Origin of the sequence: Antarctobacter heliothermus (assembly GCF_900188425.1) — a bacterium.
Classification (GTDB): Bacteria; Pseudomonadota; Alphaproteobacteria; order Rhodobacterales; family Rhodobacteraceae; genus Antarctobacter; species Antarctobacter heliothermus.
Window position 1 is genome coordinate 1 of the sequence record NZ_FZON01000054.1, and the last position, 21,354, is coordinate 21,354.

18 protein-coding genes, 2 tRNA genes, 1 pseudogene and 1 riboswitch are annotated in these 21,354 nt (G+C 62.6%); of the genes and pseudogenes, 9 read left to right on the forward strand and 12 right to left on the reverse strand.

All coding sequences use genetic code 11. The annotated features are described in order from the left end of the window. A pseudogene (locus CHB90_RS20530) lies at positions 1-250 on the forward strand (IS5/IS1182 family transposase); the annotation flags it as partial. Between the two features lie 620 nt (positions 251-870). On the opposite strand, the gene CHB90_RS20535 reads toward CHB90_RS20530, so the two are convergent. The 7 genes from CHB90_RS20535 to CHB90_RS20565 form a co-directional block, all read right to left on the reverse strand. Then, positions 871-947: transfer RNA gene (locus tag CHB90_RS20535), tRNA-Pro, on the reverse strand. 65 nt (positions 948-1,012) lie between these two features. After that, complete coding sequence (locus tag CHB90_RS27090; RefSeq protein ID WP_245823319.1) at positions 1,013-2,182, reverse strand: MerR family transcriptional regulator; 1,170 nt, start codon at positions 2,180-2,182, stop codon at positions 1,013-1,015. Positions 2,183-2,192: 10 nt separating this feature from the next. Further along, the gene (gene ihfA / locus CHB90_RS20545; RefSeq protein ID WP_089279707.1) at positions 2,193-2,495 is read right to left on the reverse strand and encodes an integration host factor subunit alpha; all 303 of its coding nucleotides are present in this window, start codon (positions 2,493-2,495) and stop codon (positions 2,193-2,195) included. A gap of 151 nt (positions 2,496-2,646) precedes the next feature. After that, a complete protein-coding gene (locus CHB90_RS20550; RefSeq protein ID WP_089279708.1) occupies positions 2,647-3,618 on the reverse strand; it encodes a beta-ketoacyl-ACP synthase III in 972 nt (323 codons plus the stop codon). Beyond that, entirely contained in the window at positions 3,615-4,715 is a 1,101-nt protein-coding gene (gene plsX, locus CHB90_RS20555) for a phosphate acyltransferase PlsX (protein WP_089279709.1), read from the reverse strand. The genes CHB90_RS20550 and plsX overlap by 4 nt, the downstream gene beginning before the upstream one ends. 28 nt (positions 4,716-4,743) lie before the next feature. Next, on the reverse strand, positions 4,744-4,950 hold the full coding sequence (gene rpmF, locus CHB90_RS20560) for a 50S ribosomal protein L32 (RefSeq protein WP_089279710.1): 207 nt from the start codon (positions 4,948-4,950) through the stop codon (positions 4,744-4,746). Between the two features lie 154 nt (positions 4,951-5,104). Beyond that, positions 5,105-5,683 carry a YceD family protein gene (locus CHB90_RS20565; RefSeq protein ID WP_089279711.1) on the reverse strand — a complete coding sequence of 193 codons (579 nt, stop codon included), beginning with the start codon at positions 5,681-5,683 and terminating at the stop codon, positions 5,105-5,107. An 89-nt stretch (positions 5,684-5,772) separates the two neighbouring features. On the opposite strand from CHB90_RS20565, the gene CHB90_RS20570 reads away from it, so the two are divergent. From CHB90_RS20570 to CHB90_RS20580, 3 genes are all read left to right on the forward strand, one after another. Then, the gene (locus tag CHB90_RS20570) at positions 5,773-6,231 is read left to right on the forward strand and encodes an outer membrane protein assembly factor BamE (protein ID WP_089279712.1); all 459 of its coding nucleotides are present in this window, start codon (positions 5,773-5,775) and stop codon (positions 6,229-6,231) included. Between the two features lie 109 nt (positions 6,232-6,340). Further along, a complete protein-coding gene (locus CHB90_RS20575) occupies positions 6,341-7,069 on the forward strand; it encodes a GNAT family N-acetyltransferase (RefSeq protein ID WP_089279713.1) in 729 nt (242 codons plus the stop codon). A 65-nt stretch (positions 7,070-7,134) separates the two neighbouring features. Beyond that, on the forward strand, positions 7,135-8,952 hold the full coding sequence (locus CHB90_RS20580; protein WP_089279714.1) for an ABC-F family ATP-binding cassette domain-containing protein: 1,818 nt from the start codon (positions 7,135-7,137) through the stop codon (positions 8,950-8,952). Between the two features lie 6 nt (positions 8,953-8,958). Here CHB90_RS20580 and CHB90_RS20585 read toward each other — a convergent pair whose 3' ends face one another. Further along, positions 8,959-10,032, reverse strand: a complete 1,074-nt coding sequence (locus CHB90_RS20585) for an AbrB family transcriptional regulator (RefSeq protein WP_089279730.1) — start codon at positions 10,030-10,032, stop codon at positions 8,959-8,961. 81 nt (positions 10,033-10,113) lie between these two features. On the opposite strand from CHB90_RS20585, the gene CHB90_RS20590 reads away from it, so the two are divergent. Continuing rightward, complete coding sequence (locus CHB90_RS20590; protein ID WP_089279715.1) at positions 10,114-11,226, forward strand: arginase family protein; 1,113 nt, start codon at positions 10,114-10,116, stop codon at positions 11,224-11,226. Between the two features lie 28 nt (positions 11,227-11,254). Here the strand turns inward: CHB90_RS20590 and CHB90_RS20595 are convergent. After that, a tRNA-Gly gene (locus tag CHB90_RS20595) sits at positions 11,255-11,328 on the reverse strand. A 124-nt stretch (positions 11,329-11,452) separates the two neighbouring features. Here CHB90_RS20595 and CHB90_RS20600 point away from each other — a divergent pair. Further along, positions 11,453-12,595: a fumarylacetoacetate hydrolase family protein gene (locus tag CHB90_RS20600; RefSeq protein ID WP_089279716.1), complete on the forward strand. Its 1,143-nt coding sequence runs from the start codon at positions 11,453-11,455 to the stop codon at positions 12,593-12,595. A gap of 21 nt (positions 12,596-12,616) precedes the next feature. On the opposite strand, the gene CHB90_RS20605 is transcribed toward CHB90_RS20600, so the two are convergent. The 3 genes from CHB90_RS20605 to speB all read right to left on the reverse strand — a co-directional run bounded on the left by CHB90_RS20605 (position 12,617) and on the right by speB (position 17,034). Next, the gene (locus CHB90_RS20605; RefSeq protein WP_089279717.1) at positions 12,617-14,656 is read right to left on the reverse strand and encodes an ASKHA domain-containing protein; all 2,040 of its coding nucleotides are present in this window, start codon (positions 14,654-14,656) and stop codon (positions 12,617-12,619) included. Positions 14,657-14,767: 111 nt separating this feature from the next. Then, a complete protein-coding gene (locus CHB90_RS20610; RefSeq protein ID WP_089279718.1) occupies positions 14,768-15,916 on the reverse strand; it encodes a CaiB/BaiF CoA transferase family protein in 1,149 nt (382 codons plus the stop codon). Positions 15,917-16,074: 158 nt separating this feature from the next. Beyond that, complete coding sequence (gene speB, locus CHB90_RS20615) at positions 16,075-17,034, reverse strand: agmatinase (protein WP_170941130.1); 960 nt, start codon at positions 17,032-17,034, stop codon at positions 16,075-16,077. Between the two features lie 172 nt (positions 17,035-17,206). On the opposite strand from speB, the gene CHB90_RS20620 reads away from it, so the two are divergent. From CHB90_RS20620 to guaB, 3 genes are all read left to right on the forward strand, one after another. Continuing rightward, positions 17,207-18,688: a hypothetical protein gene (locus CHB90_RS20620; protein ID WP_089279720.1), complete on the forward strand. Its 1,482-nt coding sequence runs from the start codon at positions 17,207-17,209 to the stop codon at positions 18,686-18,688. A 92-nt stretch (positions 18,689-18,780) separates the two neighbouring features. Beyond that, positions 18,781-18,958: riboswitch (cobalamin riboswitch) on the forward strand. 41 nt (positions 18,959-18,999) lie between these two features. Continuing rightward, positions 19,000-19,701 carry a 5,6-dimethylbenzimidazole synthase gene (bluB, locus tag CHB90_RS20625; RefSeq protein ID WP_089279731.1) on the forward strand — a complete coding sequence of 234 codons (702 nt, stop codon included), beginning with the start codon at positions 19,000-19,002 and terminating at the stop codon, positions 19,699-19,701. A gap of 83 nt (positions 19,702-19,784) precedes the next feature. After that, complete coding sequence (gene guaB, locus CHB90_RS20630; protein ID WP_089279721.1) at positions 19,785-21,233, forward strand: IMP dehydrogenase; 1,449 nt, start codon at positions 19,785-19,787, stop codon at positions 21,231-21,233. Positions 21,234-21,354 lie beyond the last annotated feature (121 nt).

Sequence of the window (21,354 nt, forward strand, 5' to 3'; positions counted from 1 at the left end):
GACTGCAGGGGCTATCGCTCGGAACGAGGCGCTGCGCGCTTCGAAATACCTTGGCCGCGCCATCTGGAGAAAATGGAGCGGATACCACCGACGAAGCCGCGCCGAGACGAAGATGCATTGCGTGAAGCTGCTGGGGCAGAGCCTCATGGCGCGCGACTTCGATCGTCAGGTCGCCGAACTTCAGATCCGCGCCGCCGTGCTCAACGGCTACACCGCGCTCGGCATACCCGTCACAGAGCCTGTGGGATAATTGCGTCCGGGGAAAGGGGAACTCCGGACGTTACCGACTTTGCGCAACAAAGCCGCGTGATAGCAACAAAGCTGGTGCCGTATACCTTTACGGCGACCTGCTCGTTGAGCAGAGCCTCCATGAGGCTTTCATAGTTCCGGTCTCGGTCTGCTGGAATTCTTAAATTGATAGCTGAAACTTCGAGCTTGGAAAGTCGTGCCATTCGATTTTCTCGTACAGGGGTAATTTAGCTTGATTGAAACTATCATAGGCAGTGTCGACTGCAACATGCGATGAAGAAAAAGGCGAAGGTTTAAGTCCCTTACCCGCGCTCGAACCCAGCGCGGACGTTCGTTCATCAGACTTATTGCACGAACGAAAGCCCTCGTAAGAACTCACCGTCGTTAGAGAGAAATTCTACTGCTTTGAAAAATAATACAAATCTTTGCGGCTACTTCTGACACTGTTGCTCCCAATGAAAAATTTTCGGCGATTGTTGCACCGCGTTGCACCGTCGGTGCAACACTTTAGCCATCGGTGCAACAATTTGGTGCAACAGGAGCCACGCGCTAGAGAGAGGGCGGTGGTAAGTAGTTGATTTTACTTAGGTGTGGTAGCGGAAATCGACCCCAGAAGGCCAATGGTCGGGCTAGCAGGACTCGAACCTGCGACCTTCCGTCCCCCAGACGGACGCGCTACCAGACTGCGCCATAGCCCGACGTGTCGGGGTGGTTTACGCTTTTTTTCGTCAAGAGCAACCCCTCACAACGAAAAATCGGAGGCTCAGGAAAGCGGTGAAGACAGCCGATCCCGAAGCGCTTCGAGTGCGGGAAGATGCGCGCTCAGCGCGGCCTTTTGCGCGGCCGTCAGGGTAGAGATTCGCGCGATCTGGCCAAGCGGGCCGATGGCGGAGCGGACGACTGGTGCGGCGGCAGGCGGTGGGGTCTCGGACGCACTGAAATCGGGCAGATCGAGCGGATTGTGCGCGACACTTGCCGTGGCGGGATCGATCTGAGGTTCATCAAGAGGTTCTGGAGACGCGTCGTCCACCGACGCGGCAATCGGCGTCTCGTTGAACGGCAATTCGGGCGCGTCTGGCTGGACTGTTTCTGTCTCAGGTGCGTCCGTCTCAAGGATGTCAGTGTCGATCGCCAACGAGGCCGCACTTGCGGCTTCGGCCTCTGAATTTTCTATGCTGTCCGGAACGTCTGACGCGTTCTCTTCATTCGCTTCTGGCATGGGATCCATAGGGGCCGACTCAGGAGCGGCGCTCACCGGCGACTCACGGTCGTCCGGGGACGGATCCATCGGGGCAATGTCGTCGACCTTTGTCGGATCGGTGCCCCCGGGTGTCTCAATCTCGGGCACCGGGGCGGTCATCGCCACCCTGTCGGGCGCGACGTCATCCTCGTCTTCGATATCCGGCTGATTGTCGTCCGGTTCGGCAACCGGCAGGTCGGTCTCAATGGGTGGTTCGGACATGGCGACTGGTTCCTCCGGTCCTGGCTCCTCCGGCTCAGGCTCCAGCGCAATCGGCTGGGGGGCGGGGGGGGCATCGACCCGTGGTACAACCGCCTCTGACGGGAACGCCACGACCTCGCCTTCGGTGTCGTTCAATGGCACTTCGGCATAGGGCGCGTCCTCGATCAGGTCGCCGTTCACGGTCTCGTCCTCGTCTGCGGACTGGGCCGCGAGTGATGAGACATGGCGCACGCCCTGTTCGCGGAGCACCTTCTGCACGCCTTTGATGGTCATGCCGTCGTCATGCAGCAACTTCTTGATTCCGCCCAGTAATTCCATATCCGCCGGGCGATAGTACCGGCGGCCACCGGCGCGCTTGACCGGCTTGACCTGGCTGAACTTGCTTTCCCAAAAGCGCAGCACATGAGCCGGCGTTTCCAGCCAGTCGGCCACTTCTGAAATAGTGCGAAATGCGTCCCTGGACTTGGGCATCATCTGCGCCTCAGCGCTTGTTGCCCGCAGCCACGCGATCCTTCATCAGGTGCGAGGGGCGAAAGGTCAGCACGCGGCGCGGTTGAATCGGAACCTCTTGGCCGGTTTTGGGATTGCGGCCCACACGCGCCGCTTTTTCCCGAACCGAAAAGGTGCCGAACGAAGAAATCTTGACCTGTTCGCCCGCGACCAGCGAATCCGACATATGTTGCAGGACCGCCTCGACCAATTCGGCGCTTTCGTTGCGTGACAGACCGACTTCGCGGAACACCGCTTCGCTCAGGTCCATGCGCGTCAGCGTCTTTTCACCCATGATCGTCCCTCCCGATGGTTCACTCGGATTATTGGTACGAAAAATCACAAGTCAATATCAATGACTTGCGGCTAGCAATTTATCCGCCCGTCAAACACTAAACTGCAACATCCCGTGTCGGCTGTCACTGTTCCGGGCACTCTGACACCGCTTACCAGCGTAGGACGACCGATCCCCAGGCCAGTCCGCCGCCGATTGCCTCTGTCACCACAAGGTCACCGGACTTGATCTGGCCGCGCGCCTTGCCAACCGACAGGGCCAGCGGAATCGAGGCCGCAGAGGTGTTGCCGTGGTCCTGAACGGTCACGACAACCCGTTCCATCGGCAGACCCAACTTCTTGGCCGTACCGGAGATGATGCGGATATTGGCCTGATGCGGGACAACCCAGTCAATTTCTTCCGAGGTGATTCCGGCCTTTTCCATGGCAGTCGTGGCCGTAGACGCGAGCTTTTCTACCGCGTGACGAAAGACTTCCTTACCCTGCATCCGCAGGAAACCCGTGTTCTGTTTGCTGACACCGCCGTCGACATACAGGATGTCGCGGAACCGCCCGTCGCTGTGCAGGTCGGTCGACAGGATGCCACGATCAGCCTTGGTGCCTGCGCCCTCAACGGCCTCCAGCACCAGCGCACCCGCGCCGTCACCGAACAGGACACAGGTGCCCCGGTCGGTCCAGTCCATGATGCGTGAAAACGTCTCTGCGCCGATCACCAGAATGCGTTTGGCCTGACCGGAGACGATCAGTGCATTCGCATTGGCCAGTGCGTAGATGAACCCGGCACAAACAGCCTGCACATCAAAGGCAAATCCGGTGGTCATACCCAATTCGGCCTGCACCATGGTCGCGGCAGAGGGAAAGGTCAGGTCGGCAGTCGATGTGGCGACGATCAGCGCATCCACCGAGTCGGCAGTGATGCCAGCGTCAGCCAGCGCGGCCCGGGCCGCGCGCGTGGCAAGATCCGACGTGGTCTGGCCCTCGGCGGCAAAATGGCGTCGTTCGATTCCGGAACGACTGCGGATCCAGTCGTCAGTGGTCTCCAGCGTCTTTTCAAATTCAGCGTTTTCGACAACGCGGTCGGGCAGGTAGTGCCCGACTCCGGTGACGACGGCGCGTATGGTCATGATTTATTGACGTCCTTTTGTGCGTCGCCATCCTGCGCTGCCTCGGCGGCAGAGGCAACCCGTGCGGCCAGCCTGTCGCCAAAGCCCGAGCGCGCCAATTCATAGGCCAGTTTCACCGCTGCGGAAATGCCGGTCGCGTCCGCCGACCCGTGGGATTTCACAACCGTTCCGTTCAGGCCGAGAAAGATACCGCCATTCACCCGGCGGGGGTCGATCCGCTTTTTCAGCCTGCGCAACGATGTCAGCGCCAGAACCGAGGCGATGCGCGACAGTGGCGAGTAGGCAAATGCCTCGCGCAGCAGGTCGCCGATCAACGATGCCGTGCCTTCGCCGGTCTTGAGTGCGACGTTGCCGGTAAAGCCGTCGGTGACGATGACGTCACAACGCTTGCCCGGAATGTCGCCGCCTTCAACAAAGCCGACGAATTTGTAGTTGCCCGCGACTTCGCGGGCAGCGATCAGGTCATGCGCCTCTTTCAGTTCGGCGCGGCCCTTGTGTTCCTCGGTGCCGACGTTCAGCAGACCGACCCTGGGTTTTGTCAGCGCCAGACCGTTGCGGGCATAGGCCGATCCCATCAGCGCATATTGCAGAAGATCTTCGGCGTCGGCACGAATATCCGCCCCGACGTCCAACATCACGTTGAACCCCTGCGGGTTTCGGGAGGGCCAGAGAATTGCGATGGCGGGGCGGTTGACGCCGGGCAGTTTGCGCAGGCGGATCATCGACAGCGCCATCAGCGCGCCGGTATTGCCGCAGCTGACGGCCACGGTGGCCTCACCCGCACGCACCGATTCCAGCGCCGACCACATAGAGGTGCCCTTGCCATGCCGCATGACCTGGCTGGGCTTGTCCTCCATGCTCACGACGCCTTGGGCGTCGCGAATCTGGCACCGTTCGCTCAACCCGCGCCGACGTTGGACAAGCTTTTCAAGCTCATCCGCAGGACCGTGCAGGATAAAGTCCAGTTCAGGATTGATGCCGGCAGACGTGTAAATACCGGCGATCACAGCCGCCGGTCCCCGGTCTCCGCCCATGGCGTCGACCGAGATCACGATGCGAGACGAGTCGGAGCCTCGGTGGTCCTTCGGAGAAGACATTCAACAGGCGTCCTGACGGGAAGATCGCTTAGGCGGCGTCTTCATCCAGTTCGATGTCGTCAGTCATCGCAACAACTTCGCGTTCAGCGTAGTGGCCGCAGGACGGGCAGACGTGATGCGGGCGCTTCAGCTCGCCGCAGTTGTCACACTCGTTCGGGTTGGCGCCGGAAAGGGCGTCATGCGCGCGACGGTTGTTGCGACGCGACTTGGAAACTTTGTTCTGTTGGACAGCCATGTCTCAACCTTTTTTGTCGCCGGGGGGCGGGGCCGCCCGTGGTGTTTCGGATTGGGACATGCCGCGCAGCCTGCAAAGGCTCGCAGCGACATGTGCCTGACGTAGTCTTGAGCGCGCGAAAATACGCGGTAACGCCGGATTGGCAAGCGGATTCTCAGGCCTCATTACCGTCGTCTTGCATTTTTTCGCGCAGCGCCGCAAGTCCTGCAAACGGCTTGGTCTCTTCGTCAGTGATTGGCGTCACACCATCGGCGGCAAACTGCGCCTCTCCCATTTCGACTCCCGCCTTGCGCGGGTAGGTAGGCAGCGCCAGTGACAGCGCCTCCAGCATGATGGCCTCGACGTCGATCTCGTCGCCCAGCACCTCGACGGTGTCATCGTCGGGCATTTCGGTCTCTGACCCGGCCTCTGGCGCGTCCAGCCGTTCGGGTGGCAAGAATTCGCGCACGACCGTCGTGTCGATCCGGGTTGTCACCGGCTCCAGCGTGACGATGCAGGCCTGCACCGCCGTGGCCCCCAGAGTTGCCTCCAGCCGCCAACCGGATTTGCCCATCGGTGACAGTTTTCCATCGAATCGCAGCTTGCGCAGTGCCTCGGCGCCCAGTTCTGCCGCATAGCGCGCGCGTTCCTTGGGGCCAGGTTCCAACCGCACCGGCGTCGATCCGGTATGACGGAGGCTTGCGACGCGCAGTCGCGTGGCGGTCAAACGGCCTTCGGAGGGATCGGTGGTCATTGTGACGGCTTTTCCTGTGCTTGAATGGCGGGCATTCCTTATGTAAGCGGGATAGGTGGCAGAAGGGCCCATGACAAGAGGGGCGTGACATGATCGGTTTTGCAGGCAAGGTGAAGGTTCTCGTCGCGGCGGGGATGCTGATGGCGCTCTCGGCGTGTTCCGCGCAGTACCGGACGCATGGCTACCTCCCCTCGGAGGAAGACCTGCAACAGATTGTGCCCGGCATCGACACCAAGGCTTCGGTCGAGGATCTGATCGGTGTACCCAATGCTGCCGGCGTCCTGAACGGGGCAGGGTACTATTATATCGAGACCGAAGTCCGCCACTTCGCCTACCAAAAGCCGAAGGTGATCGAGCGGACCATCGTCGCCGTCACCTTTGATCAGGCCGACGTGGTCCAGAACATCGCCACCTACGGGCTGGAGGATGGGCGCGTCGTGACCATCAACCGCCGTGTGACCCAAACAACCGACGGCGACATCAGCTTTATCCGCAAGCTGTTCGGCAACGTCGGTGGTATCTCGGCGGCAGGGCTGTTCGGCGAGTGATCGCGCTCTTTTTTCGGCTTTTTGCAACCGTCATTTGATTGTCACGCGGTTTTGGCATCTCGTCAAAGACACGGACGTGCGAGTCGCACGCCGGGCAGGAGCGAGCGGGATGATCCAGTTGACACGCGGCCGCTATCGCGCGCGCATGGCTGACGCAGACGCGGACATCCTTGCGGCGCAGAGCCTGCGCGGTCGTGCCTTTCACGGTGGCGGGCTGGACAAGGATCGGTTTGACGCGATTTGCGACCATGTACTGGTCGAAGAAATCCGCAGTGGATCTTTGGTTTGCTGCTTTCGGTTTTTGCCGCTGGCCAGCGGCGATGAGATCGGGCGCAGCTATTCGGCACAGTATTATGAGCTCTCGGCGCTCGAATCCTTTGCCGGACCGATCGTGGAGATGGGGCGCTTTTGTATCGATCCTGATCTGCGCGATCCCGACATCCTGCGCGTCGCATGGGGCGCAATGACGGCTTATGTCGATGACAGGGGGGTCGAGTTGTTGTTCGGCTGCGCCAGTTTCGCAGGTACAGACGCACGCGCCTACGATGATGCGTTTGCCATGCTCAAGGCGCGCCACCTTGCACCGCGCCGCTGGCTGCCGCGCGTCAAGGCACCGGATGTCTTTCGCTTTGCCCAACGTCTGCGGCGCAAGCCGGATGCCAAACAGGCCATGCTGCGGATGCCGCCGCTGTTGCGCACCTATCTGATGATGGGCGGCTGGGTCAGCGATCACGCGGTCGTGGATGCGCAGATGAACACCCTGCATGTCTTTACCGGGGTCGAAATCGCGGCAATTCCGCCCGCGCGCAAAAAGCTGCTGCGCGCGGTAGTGGGGTAGGGCCTCCGCGCAGCGGTTTCGCTTGTCCGCTTGACGCCGCGCCCGCGCTTGCCTAGCTGGCCTGCATGGCAACACCTCCTCTCCTTCAGCTCACCGATGTCTCGCTCACCTTTGGCGGCAACCCTGTTTTCGACAACCTGTCGCTGACCGTCCATCAGGGCGACCGTGTCGCGCTGGTCGGGCGCAACGGGTCCGGCAAATCCACCCTGATGAAGGTCATGGGCGGGCTAGTCGAACCGGACCGGGGCGACCGAATCGTGCCGACCGGGTCTTCGGTCGGATACATGGAACAGGAACCGGATCTGTCGGGGTTCGAGACACTGGGCGATTTTGCGGCCTCTGAACTTGCGGCCGCTGAAATGTACCGGGTTGAACGCGCCTCCGAGGGGTTGAAATTCGACCCCGATCGCCCGGTCGCCACGGCATCGGGCGGTGAGCGGCGCCGCGCCGCACTGGCCAAACTGATGGCCGAGGCCCCCGACCTGATGCTGTTGGATGAACCGACCAACCACCTTGATATCGAAGCGATTTCCTGGCTGGAGGATGAGTTGAAGTCCACCCGCAAAGGATTTGTCCTGATCTCGCACGACCGGCGTTTCCTGAGTGAACTCACCCGCGCCACCCTCTGGATCGACCGGGGAGAAGTACGTCGCCAGGAACAGGGGTTCTCGGCGTTTGAGGTGTGGCGCGACAAGGCCTGGGATGAGGAAGACACCCAGCGGCACAAGCTGGACCGCAAGATCAAGTCAGAGGGCCGTTGGGCTGTCGAGGGCATCAGCGCCCGCCGCACCCGCAACCAGGGTCGCCTGCGCGCCTTGCAGGATTTGCGCAAAGAGCGGTCCGGCCAGATCCGCAGGCAGGGATCTGCGGCGTTGGAACTGACCGCCGGGCCAAAATCCGGCAAGAAAGTGATCGACGCTAAGGGGGTGACCCACGCCTTTGCCGACAAATCCATCGTGCGCGACTTTGACATGACGATCCAGCGCGGCGACCGCGTTGCCTTTGTCGGCCCGAACGGTGTGGGCAAGACGACGCTGATCAAGATCCTTGCCGGCGAAATCACCCCCGACGCAGGCAGCGTGAAGCTGGGCACGAATCTGGTGCCCGCGATCTTTGACCAGAGCCGCGCGCAACTGGACCCCGATGCCTCGCTCTGGGACAGCCTGACGCAGGACCGCGGGATGCGGGTGTCCGGGTCGTCCGATCAGGTCATGGTGCGCGGCGCGCCGCGTCATGTGGTGGGTTACCTCAAGGATTTTCTGTTTGACGAACGGCAGGCGCGCGCGCCTGTGCGGTCCTTGTCCGGCGGAGAAAAGGCGCGGCTGTTGCTGGCTAAACTACTGGCGCGGGAATCGAATCTGTTGGTGCTGGACGAACCGACCAACGATCTGGACGTCGAAACGCTGGACCTGTTGCAGGAACTGCTGGACGACTACGACGGCACCGTCATGCTGATCAGCCACGACCGCGACTTTCTGGACCGCGTCGCCACAACAACAGTGGCGATGGAGGGCGGCGGCCGCGCCACTGTCTATGCCGGTGGATGGTCCGACTATCAGGCGCAGAAACGTGCGGATGCTGCGCCAGAGAAAAAGGCAAAGCCTGCTTCGAAACCGGAGAAATCCGCCGTTGCGGCCAAGTCTGACGCGCAATCCGCCCTCAGTTTTACTGAAAAGCACCGGTTGGAGGAACTGCCCGCTGTGATTGACCGGCTAACCGCCGAGATTGCCAAGCTGGAAGAATTCCTCGCCCAGCCCGATCTGTTCACCAAGGAACCGCTGAAATTCAAGAAGGGAACCGAGGCGCTGGTCGAACGGCAAAATGCGCTGGCGGCGGCCGAGGAAGAATGGCTGGAGCTGGCGGAAAAGGCCGAAGAGGCCTGAACGCCCTTAGCGCAACCCCAATAGGCGCGCCGCCACGCTCAGTTCCACCACCGTCATCAGGATGCGCGCGACGTGGTGCAGACTGACCAGCGCCGGGTTGGCGGCAAGGCTCAGCGCCACAACGGACATCTCGGCCACGCCGCCGGGTGAAAAGCTGATCAGCAAATGCAACCATTCGATCCCGGTGATTTTCCAGAGGATCGCCGACAGCACGCCGCCCAGCACCAGCATGTAGACCACCGACACCAGCGCCAGCCAGGCGCAGCGCCGGAGCAGCGCGAGGTTGGTGCCCTTGAACCGCATGCCCAAGCTGACGCCGATCACCAATTGCGCGGCGGCGATCAGCCAAACCGGCAAATGCAGGTCCAGCACGCCGGTTGTGGTTGCCAGCGCAGCAAGGATCATCGGCCCGCTCAGTTGGGCGGCGGGCAGGCGGATCAATCGCGCCAGCCAAAGCCCTGCGCCCGCTGCCAGAGCAATCAGCAACAGTGTCTGCGGCGTCACGGGGGCGTTACCTGACGCGGCCCGCAGGCCCGCAGCGCTGCCCACCGGCGCACCCATCCAGAGCGACAGACCCAGCGGCAGCAACGTGATCACCACGATGATCCGCAGGAATTGCTGCGCCGTCAAAATGCGGATGTCCGCACCCGCATTTTCGCCCATTACCATGCTTTCCATCAGCCCTCCGGGTGTGCCGGAATAGAAGGCCGTGGTGCGGTCGTATCCGCCAAGGCGTTGGAAGATCACGGTATTGCCGAGATGCGCACAGATCACAAAAACCACCAGCCCGGCCATCGTCCACGGCAATTGACCCGCCAGAGACACCAACTCTGCCGTGACCTGTGTCCCGATCATGACCCCGATCAGCGCCACAAAGACGGTTCGGAACGGCAGCGGAAAATCATAGTCGTCGAGAAAGGGCGGAGCCCAGGCAAGGGTCACAAGCGCAGAGGACAGCAGCCCCCCCAGCATCCAAGGCATCGGCACATGGGCCCAAGTGGCGGCAAAGCCTCCGAGTGCGCCAAAGGCGATTATCGCGACAGTCTGCCAGATCAGGCGGATAGGGGGAAAAGCAAGCATGCAGGGTTGATATTCGCGCTTGCGGCGCTGTGCAATGCGCCGGGGATTTCCTTTGGGGTGCAAAGGCACTAGCTGTCCGACATGCTTGGTCAGTGCTTTATCGGATCTCCCATCTATCGCGGCTCTGTCTACGGGGCGCGGCATCCGCTTTCCATTCAGCGGGTGCCTGCCGTGATGGATCTGGCCCGCGCATTGGGCTGGTTGCCGAACGGGCGCTACCGCACCTCGCCGCGCGCCAAACCCGCTGCGCTGACGCGCTTTCACACGGCGGACTATGTGGCCGCGTTGCAGGCGGCAGAGGCGGCGCAATCGGTCGATGAGGCCGTGCGGGTGCGACACGGGCTGGGCACGTTGTCCAACCCGATCTTTGCCGAAATGTTCTGCCGTCCCGCCACGGCGGTGGGGGGCGGTTTGCTGGCCGCCGGATTGGTGGCTGAGGGCGGTTTCGTCCACAATCCCGGTGGCGGTCAGCATCACGGGTTACCCGACCGCGCCGCAGGGTTTTGCTATCTGAATGAGCCGATCCTGACCATTGAACGCCTGCTGGAAATGGGGCTTTCGCGCGTTGCCTACGTCGATATCGACGCGCACCATTGCGACGGGGTCGAGGCGGGCTTTGCAGGCCGTGAGGACGTGCGGATGATCTCTGTCCACGAGGCGCGGCGCTGGCCCTTTACCGGGGCGCTGGAGGACACGGCGGGCGGGGCGGCGTTCAACTTGCCGGTGGCGCGCGGGTTCAACGACACCGAGTTCGCGCTGGTGCTGGAGGAGTTGATCCTGCCCGCCGTGGCCAATTTCCGCCCCGATGCGATCTATCTGCAATGCGGGGCCGATGCGCTGGCAGAAGACCCACTTGCCCGTCTGGATCTGTCGAACCGCTGTCATGTGGCGGCGGTGCGGGCGCTGCGTGCCTTGGCCCCTCGGCTGATTGTCTCGGGAGGGGGCGGTTATAATCCATGGAGCGTGGCGCGCTGCTGGACCGCTGTCTGGGGTGAGATTGCCGGATTTGAGGTGCCGGAAAGGGTGCCGCAGGCGGCAGAGGCTGTGTTGCGCAGGCTGGTGTGGCACCGCAAAGGTACACCCGATCCGGCGCTTTTGACCACGCTTTTGGACGCGCCGCGCGAAGGGATGGTTTCGGCGGATCTGAAAGCCGACGTCGCCACGTTGAAAGCACGGTTGCACTCGGTCGTCTGACACGCCGGATGTATGAATGTGCGGGATTTGGAGCGGGTGAAGGGAATCGAACCCTCGTCACTTGCTTGGGAAGCAAAAGCTCTACCATTGAGCTACACCCGCCGCGAGAAGCATGGGTAGCTCAGCCCCGCCCTATCGTCAAGAACTCTCCGCGCCTGTTCCGCCCGCTGGGGATATGCTCTAGACCTCTGGGAAAGCCAGAAAACACCCCGGGAGGATTCATCACATGACGCTCGCATTGCCCGCGACGGGTACTTTTGTCGGCCGCGCCTGGCGGCCCGATCGCAACGGCCCGGCGCTGATTGTCCGGCGCGGAGCCGAGGCGGTGGACATCACCTGCAGCGAGGTGCCGACCATGCAGGCGCTGTTGGACCGCGATGATGCCGCCAGCTTTGCCCGCACGGCCCCGGGCGAGAGCCTCGGGCCGCTGGATGCACTGGCCGAGGCGTCAGTTGAAACACCCGGCGGCGCGCATCTGCTGGCGCCCTGCGACCTGCAGCCAGTCAAGGCCTGCGGTGTGACCTTTGTGTCCTCGATGCTGGAACGGGTGATCGAGGAACAGGCCAAGGGTGATCCGGCGCGCGCCTTGGCGATCCGCGACCGCTGTACCGCCATTCTGGGCGACAGCCTGCGCGCGGTGGAGCCGGGGTCGGACAACGCCCAAAAACTCAAGGAGGTGCTGATCGCCGATGGCGTCTGGTCGCAATACCTTGAGGTTGGCATCGGTCCTTATGCCGAGGTCTTTTCCAAGGCGCAGCCCATGGCAGCGGTGGGCTTTGGCGCAAGCGTCGGGTTGCACCCGATTTCCACATGGAACAACCCGGAGCCGGAGATTGTTCTCGCCTGCGACGGGCAGGGCCGTATCAAGGGCGCGACCCTTGGCAACGACGTGAACCTGCGCGATGTCGAAGGGCGGTCCGCGCTGTTGCTGGGCAAGGCCAAGGACAACAACGCCTCTTGCGCGGTGGGGCCGATGCTGCGGCTGTTTGACGACAGCTATGGGCTGGACGATGTGCGCAACGCCGAACTGACGCTGACGGTCACCGGCACGGATGGCTATGTTCTGAACGGGCGCAGCAGCATGTCCCAGATCAGCCGCGATCCAGAGGATCTGGTGGCGCAGACTTGCGGCGCGCATCACCAATATCCTGACGGGTTTTTCCTGATGCTGGGCACGCTGTTTGCCCCGACAGAGGACCGCGACGTGCCGGGAGAAGGGTTCACCCACAAACTGGGGGATGTGGTTGAGATTTCCGAACCTGCGCTGGGGCGGCTGGCCAATACGGTGCGGCTGTCGACCGAATGTCCGCCGTGGCGTTTTGGCACCAGCGCCCTGATGCGCAATCTGGCGGCGCGCGGGCTGTTGTAGACAGCCCCACGCCCGGGCGGGTCAGGCGCGTTTGCGCCGCCGCCGTCCGCCCCGGTCATCGCCACCCGAGTTGAAACTGACGTCAGGTAGATTGACGAGCTTTTTCAACTCCGGGAACGGGTCTGTGGCGTGGGGGATCGCATTGGCGGCAACGAAATGGTCCTGAAACTTTGGCTCGATTGCTGTTTCAACCTTGGTGATCTCACGCACGACCCGTTCAATCTCGCGCCGGGCGGCTAGGTTGCACAGGGCGATGCGTGCGCCGGTGCCGGCGGCGTTGCCCGCGCTGGTGACCTTGTCCAGTGGCACGTCGGGGATCATGCCCAGCACCATGGCGTGCAGTGGCGAGATATGCGCGCCAAAGGCCCCGGCCAGCACCACCCGGTCCACCTTGTCGACGCCGCGCGTGTCCATCAGCAGGCGCGCACCCGCGTAGAGTGCGGACTTGGCCAGCTGGATGGCGCGGATGTCGCCCTGGGTTACGGTGATCCGCGGCCCGCCATCTTCGCTGGCGTCATGCACCAGATACGAAAAGGTGCGCCCCTCCGGGATGCAGCGGTCCGTGCCGGTCTTGTCGGGACCGCCGATCAGGCCGGAGGGGTCCAACAGGCCCGCGATGCGCATTTCGGCCACCGCCTCGATGATGCCGGACCCGCAGATCCCGGTGATGCCAGATGCGGCGGTTTCCTCGGCAAAGCCGTCCTCATCCGACCACTTGTCACAGCCAATCACGCGGAAACGCGGTTCCTTGGTCACGGGATCAATTCGGATCGCCTCGATTGCGCCGGGGGCGGCGCGCTGGCCGGAGCTGATCTGCGCGCCCTCAAATGCCGGTCCAGTCGGGGACGAACAGGCCAGCACGCGGGTGGTGTCGCCCAGCAGGATTTCGGCATTGGTGCCCACATCAACAATAAGCGCCAAGTCATTGGATTTTCCGGGTTCTTCGGACAGCGCAACGGCGGCGGCATCGGCGCCTACATGACCCGCGATGCAGGGCAGGATGTAGATTTGCGCCGAAGGCGGTAGCGTCTTGAGGTCCAGATCGCGGGCGGTCAGCGTCATGGCATTCGAGGTGGCCAGCGCAAAGGGCGCCTGGCCCAGTTCCACCGGGTCAATGCCCAGCAGCAGGTGGTGCATCACCGGGTTGCAGACAAACACCGTCTCCAGGATCAGGCTGGGGTCAATGCCGGCCTCGGCCGCAATCTCGACCGCCAACGCGTCCAGCGCCTCGCGCACCGCGCGGGTCATTTCGGCATCGCCGCCGGGGTTCATCATGGCGTAGGACACCCGGCTCATCAGGTCTTCGCCAAAGCGGATCTGCGGGTTCATGATGCCTGAGGATGCCTTGACCTCGCCGGTGTCCAGATCGGTCAGATGCGCCGCGATGGTGGTCGAACCAAGGTCAATGGCAAGGCCATAGATCCCGCCCTCATGCAGACCGGGCCAGGCTGCGACAAGCCGCGGCACGGCATCTGAGTCGTCTTTGTGCAAGGCGACGGTGATTTTCCACCCCCCTTTGCGCAGAACGGGTTGCAATTTGGAAAGTGTGGAAAACTCTGTGGATATCTCCGGGATATCCCATTGTGCTGCCAGTGCGCGGGCGACACGTTCGAGATCGCCGGTCGGTTCGTGCATGTCGGGTTCCTGCACCTCGACGTAGTACAGGCGCGTTGCCGGATCCATTTCGATCACGCGGGCGGTTGCCGCCTTGCGCACGACCTGGCGGTGAACCTGGCTTTCGGGGGGGACATCGATCACCACATCGCCCTGAACGGCGGCCTGACAGCCAAGGCGGCGGCCTGCCTTCAGTCCGCGCTTTTCGTCATAGCGCGCCTCGACGGCGTTCCAGTCGGACAGGGCATCCTGTGCCACATGCACGCCATGTTTGGAGAAGTCGCCATAGGACGGGGTAATCTGGCATTTCGAACAGATCCCGCGCCCGCCGCAGACCGAATCCAGATCGACGCCCAACTGGCGCGCGGCGGTCAGTACCGGTGTGCCGACAGGAAAGCGGCCGCGCTTGCCTGAGGGCGTGAAAATAACAAGGGGGTCTTGCGCCATGTCTGTGACTCCGTCGGGTGTTGCGGCGGACCATAGCGCCTGTCGCGCCGATGGAAAGGCGATGCCGCGTCAGGTTTGTGCCGGAAAGCGGCATGGCCGCCGGACAGAGGTCTATCCCTGTTCCAGCCAGCGCAGGATCTCGCCTCGGTTGCCATCCAGATCCGGCGCGGGGCCGCGGGTGGTCGGGTCCGGCGCATCGCTCATCTTGATCGGATTTCCAGCGGCTTTGTAGGCTTGGCGACCGTTCTTGTCCAACACGTCCACGACCATGTTGCGCGCGATGATCTGCGGGTCTTTCAACACTTGGGCCACGTCCTGAATCGGCCCGGTCGGGATGCCTGCGGCAGTCAGCCGAGAGATCCAATAGGCGCGGGTATTGTCCAGCGTCACCGCCTCGATCAGGCGTTTCAGCAGGCGGGTGTGTTTGCAGCGCGACGGGTTGGTGGCAAAACGCGGATCGTCCGAGATGGGCAGATTTAGTGCGATGCACAGTTTTTCGAACAGCCTGTCGTTGCCCGCTGCGATCACAAACAGCCCGTCGCTGGCATGGAATGTCTCGAACGGGCTGATCGACGGATGCCGTGCGCCGGATGGCCCCGGGGCCTTGCCGGTGACGGTGGTCAATGCGACTGCGTGTTCAAGGATCGCCAACTGGCTGTCCAGCATCGACACGTCTATCTTGCGGCCTACGCCGCTACGGTCACGGTCCAGCAATGCGGCAAGGATGCCCTGACTCAGGAACATGCCCGCCACGATATCACCGATCGACGCGCCGACACGCACCGGCTCACGGTTCTTTTCGCCGGTGATCGACATGACGCCGCCGCGCGCCTGCACCACCATGTCATAGGCAGGCCGTTTCGAATCCGGCCCCGTGTGACCAAAACCTGACACCGCCCCGTAGACAAGCCGTGGAAAGGCGGCGTGCAAATCGTCCCAGCCATAGCCCAGACGTTCCATCACGCCGGGGCGGAAATTCTCGACAATCACATCCGCCCGTCCCAGCAGGCGTTCGAAAATCGCCCTGTCCTCATCTCCCTTGAGGTTCAGTGCGATGCTTTTCTTGCCGTGGTTGAGTCCTGCGAAATAGGCGGATTTGCCATCCTTGAAGGGCGGAAAGGCGCGGGTGTCGTCGCCGGTTCCCGGCGATTCGACCTTGATGATCTGCGCGCCCATGTCCGACAGGGACATGGTGCAAAAGGGGCCTGCCAGTACATGCGTCAGGTCAAGAATGACATATCCGGCGAGAGGGGCGGTCATGGGCGGGTCCAGTTCTGAGTAGCGTTGCGCTCCTGACCACACAAGCGTGACAGGGCGGTGACGGCAAGGGGCTGCGTGACGACTCGCGCCGCTCCGCCGAAGGCAGAGCCGCGCCAAAGCCGGTTTTCCCGCCGTGTGTCAAAGGCGAGGGCGCCGTCTCAGGCGCGGGGCAACCCGGCGTGAAAGACAAAACCCAGCAGGTTCATCAACAGTTGCGCCGCAAGGATCGCGGTGCTTCCGGTGGGGTCATAGTCGGGCGCGACCTCGACCAGGTCGATGCCGACGATGGGGTGCGTGCGCGTGACGTTTTGCAACAGTTCCAGCACCTCGTAGTACAGAAACCCCCCGTGGCTGGGCGTGCCGGTGCCCGGCGCGATCGAGGGGCAAAAGGCGTCAATGTCGATGGTGATGTAGACTGGCGCGCCTTGGGGCGGACGGGCGGCGGTGGCCTCGGCGCCAAGGGCACGCATCTGGCGCACCGACAGGATGTCCGACCCGCGCGACCGGGCGTCCTCATACCCTTCACGGGCGGTGGACGAGACATTGCGGATACCGACCTGCGTCAGCCCCGTCACCCAGGGTTTTTCAGCGGCGCGGCGCATCGGGTTGCCGTGGCCGCGGGTAACGCCGTGCCGTTCATCGACAAAATCCAGATGCGCGTCGATCTGGAGCAGGTGAAACGGCGCGCGTCCCTCATAGGCCTCGATACAGGGGATGTTGACGGAATGGTCACCGCCGATGGTGACGGGAAGGGCGCCCGCGTCCAGCGCCGCCGCGACCCCCCGGCGGATATTGGCGTGGCTGGTCAAGGTGTCGGTGTGGACGATGTCTGCGTCGCCCATGTCCACAATGCGGACGCCCTCCAGGTAAGTGACGTCGTCCTCATGGTCATAGGCACCCGCGTGGCCAAAGCTGAAAAGGGTCGACGCCTCGCGCACGCCGCGCGGGCCAAACCGCGCGCCTGCGCGCCACTGCGTGCCCGCGTCAAAAGGCGCGCCAAGGATGGCGGCATCGGCGTCCAGCGCGCTCCAGTCCGGTTGGTAAGGCGCACGGGCAAAGGTGCAGATGCCGGTAAAGGGCAGGTTCAGGCGGCCGCTGTCGTATCCGTGGGTCAATATGCGCTCTCCGTTGTTGAGCAGAGCCTATCCGTCAGGCCCCGCGCGGCAAGGGGCGCAATGTGTCAAGCGCGTTATTACCGTAAAAGTTGAATGATGCGCTTTGTTTTCTCCTTTACGTTATGTAACGTAACGTCACTTGAAGCGAGCCTTGGATTGGGAAAAGGAAACAGGAATGCGTTATTTCGGAGTTAAGGCAGGGCTATTGGCTTTCCTGCCGTTGGCAGCAGGGGCGCAGGATTTCGGCGTCGACATGCCCGCAGAACCGGCGCCCGGGGTGGTCTTCCCCACAGCCGAGGAAGAGATCAATTCATGGATCTATGCCGATCCGCAGAACGCTGCGGCCATTCACGGCCATGCCTGGGGCATTTGGGCGGGCCTGACCAATCCGGTCGATGGTGAGGGTGCCTTTGCCCGCGTGACCTATCAAACGTGGTTGACCAAGGCGAATGTCATAGCCGTCTTTACGGGCAAGGAACCGCAAAGCCATTTCCAACTGGGTGAATCCTCGCAGATGTTCCGCCACGGCCTGGTGGATGGGTTTCTGGCCGATGCCGCCTCTGAAAAGAAGGACGGGACAGAGCCCAAGGCCAATGCCGCCGGGATCATCGTGAACACTGATGTGCTGGAAAACGTGGCTTATAGCCCGCCCTCGGCGTCGTATCTGTTGGAAACCGGGACGGGCAAGCCCGAGGTTCTGGACAGGTTGCTGGCGGACGGCGACAAGGTGCAGTTCCCCGACAATGCGGTGAACGTCAAACCGGTCTACAAGCTGATCACACAGGACCGACTGACCGATTGGACCGATGGCGACGGGCGCACACGTAAACTGTATGCCTTTACCGCATGGCCGGGCGTTCCGGATCTGGCCGACTGGTCACCTGACATGAAGGCGGGTGGCTATCCCGAAACGCTGTGGCAGCAATGTGTCTATGTCGACATGGACCTGAAAGGACCGACCACCTCGACCGGCGTGGACGTGAACTGCAAAAGCCCCGGTGCGGGCAATATCTATTCCGTCGACGATTTCATCGCTGTGGATCTGAAGGCGCAGGATGCCGCCTTTGTGAACAAGACCACCGGCGAGACCGAGGAAATTGGCGGTGACGGCCCGGCGATTGCGCTGCTGGTGGCGATGCATGTCACCTCTCGTGAGACGACACAGTGGACATGGCAGACCTTTTGGTGGGAGGCGGATGCCGCGCATCCCAACACGCCCTCCAGCGCCGCGATTGCAGCGGCGCGGCCTTCGACCCTGACGTCGCAGGCAGCGCATTATGCCATGGCCCCAGCCTATTCGATGCTGGTGCCGGCGCAGCCACTGGTCGGCGGCAAGAATGTCGGCGCACTGGTCACGGCCTTCAATCCTTACCTGGAGGCGGGCTTTGGCACGCCTGTCATCTCGATCATGGAGACAGTCCAGACGCCGGATGGCAAAGGAGCGTGGACAACCACGACCACCGACATGGGCATCCAGACCAACTGCATGACCTGCCACGGGCTTGCCGCATGGGGCGGGCGCGGTTCGAACTATGCCGCCAACTTCTATGTGCCGCGGGATTACTGGGTGTTCGACACGGCGCTGGATGTCGATTTCGCATGGTCGGTCGAGGCAATCGGTAATGCAATCAAGGCGTTGGAGGCCAAGGCGGACTAAACACATTAAGTCTTTGACCAAAACAGGCGTCCCCGGGGCGCCTGTTTTCGCAAATCAAGATGGATCGCGGGTTGTCGCGCATTGCGGATCACCGCAATCTGCGTCTGTCAGGTGCCCCTGCCGGGGAGAATCGGGAAGCTGGTGAAATTCCAGCGCGGGCCCGCCGCTGTAAGGGGGGACGGAACGGACGAGTGCCACTGGGCTATCCCGGGAAGGCGTGCGTTTCGGCAGATCCCAAGCCAGAAGACCGGCCTGACGACATGGACCGACGCCTGGAAAGCGTCTGGTCGTTGTCAGTTGCGAGGCCGCATATGTCCGATCCCTTGATCGCCCCCGAAAGGGCGCGCCAGTTCACCCCGTCCGAACGCCGGGCGGTGTACGATGTCATCTATGCGCGCCGGGACGTGCGCAATGAGTTCCTGCCTGATCCGATAGCGCCCGATATGTTGCGCCGGGTGCTGGAGGCCGCCCATGCCGCGCCGTCGGTCGGGTTCATGCAGCCGTGGAACTTTATCCTGATCCGCGACGAGGCGCGACGGCAGGCGGTACACGCGGCCTTTGCGGAGGCAAACGCAGAAGCTTGCCAGATGTTTGATGGTGAAAAGCGAAACAAATACGCGGCGTTAAAGCTCGAAGGTATCCTGAAATCGCCGCTGAACATCGCCGTGACCTGCGACCGGGCGCGCGGTGGAAAGGTGGTGTTGGGGCGCACACACAATCGCGACATGGACCTGTATTCGACGGTCTGCGCAGTGCAGAACCTGTGGCTGGCGGCGCGGGCAGAGGGGCTGGGTGTCGGATGGGTCAGCATATTCCGGCAGCAGGATCTGCGCGACTTGCTGGACCTGCCAGACACGGTCGAGGTGGTTGCCTATCTGTGCGTCGGCCACATTGCCGAAGCCTTTGACCAGCCCGAATTGCAGGCGCGGGGATGGCGGCAAAGGCTGCCGCTGGATGATCTGATCATGGAGGACCGCTGGCGCGAGGATCGCCCCCGCAGAGACGCGGAGTGATGCGGGTCACTGCGTGGGCTTTCCTTTCCCCGCTGCCCATGCGATAGGGACGCGCCAACCGATCCCTCCCAAGGAGTGCCCCCATGGAGATTCGCGAGGCTCTGACCTTCGATGATGTTCTGCTTGTACCTGCGGCCTCGTCCGTGCTGCCGTCGACGGCGGACACGCGCACCAAGGTCACACAATCCATCGCGCTCAATATTCCACTGCTGAGTTCGGCCATGGATACGGTGACCGAAAGCCGTATGGCCATCACGATGGCGCAGGCGGGCGGCATGGGTGTGATCCACAAGAACCTGACGGTCGAGGAGCAGGCGCGGGAAGTGCGCCGGGTCAAACGCTTTGAAAGCGGGATCGTCTACAACCCGGTCACGCTGCGGCCCAACCAGACGCTCGGCGATGCGCGCATGCTGACCGAACGCTATGGGTTCACCGGCTTTCCGGTGATTGACGAAAATCATCGTGTTCTGGGCATCGTTACCAACCGCGACATGCGCTTTGCCGAAAATGACGCGACCACGGTTCAGGCGATGATGACCCGCGACAACCTGGCCATCCTGACCGAACCCGCCGACCGTCAGGAAGCGATCAACCTGATGAAGGCGCGGCGCATCGAAAAGCTGCTGGTGACGGACGCAACCGGCAAGCTGACAGGCTTGCTGACGCTGAAGGACACCGAGCAGGCGGTGCTGAACCCGACGGCCTGCAAGGACGGTCTGGGGCGGCTGCGTGTTGCAGCGGCCACCGGCGTGGGCGACAGTGGCTTTGAGCGGTCAGAGGCATTGGTCGATGCGCAGGTTGACATCATCGTGGTGGACACGGCGCACGGCCATTCTGCCGGGGTTCTGGAAGCGGTGGAACGGGTCAAACGTCTGTCGAACCATGTGCAGGTTATTGCGGGCAACGTCGCCACAGCCGAGGCAACCAAGGCGCTGATCGGTGCCGGCGCGGACGCGGTCAAGGTGGGCATTGGCCCGGGGTCGATTTGTACCACGCGAATGGTGGCAGGGGTGGGCGTGCCACAGCTGACCGCAGTCATGGACTGCGCGCGCGCGGCTGGGGATGTGCCGGTGATCGCCGATGGCGGCATCAAGTTTTCCGGTGATTTCGCCAAGGCAATCGCCGCCGGGGCAAGCTGTGCCATGGTGGGCAGCATGATCGCTGGCACAGATGAAAGCCCGGGCGAAGTGATCCTGTATCAGGGCCGGTCGTACAAGGCGTATCGTGGCATGGGCTCTATGGGGGCCATGGCGCGCGGTTCTGCGGACAGGTATTTCCAGAAGGACGCGGCCAGCGACAAACTGGTGCCCGAGGGGATCGAAGGGCAGGTGCCGTACAAGGGTCCGGCGGGCACAGTGATCCACCAACTGGTTGGCGGATTGCGCGCGGCCATGGGGTACACCGGCTGCGCCACGGTCGAAGAAATGCGCCGAAATTGCAGCTTTGTGCGGATCACCGGCGCGGGCCTGAAAGAAAGCCATGTGCATGACGTGCAGATCACCCGGGAGTCGCCGAACTACAGGATCGGATAAAACCATATTTTATTGGTCTTTTCTGATGCGGGAGCGGGAAACTGCTCCAGCCCGTCTTCTGGGGCAAAGCGTGAGCTGGCCCGAGCCACCCCAGAACTTGGCTACTGAGCTCCCCCCCAAT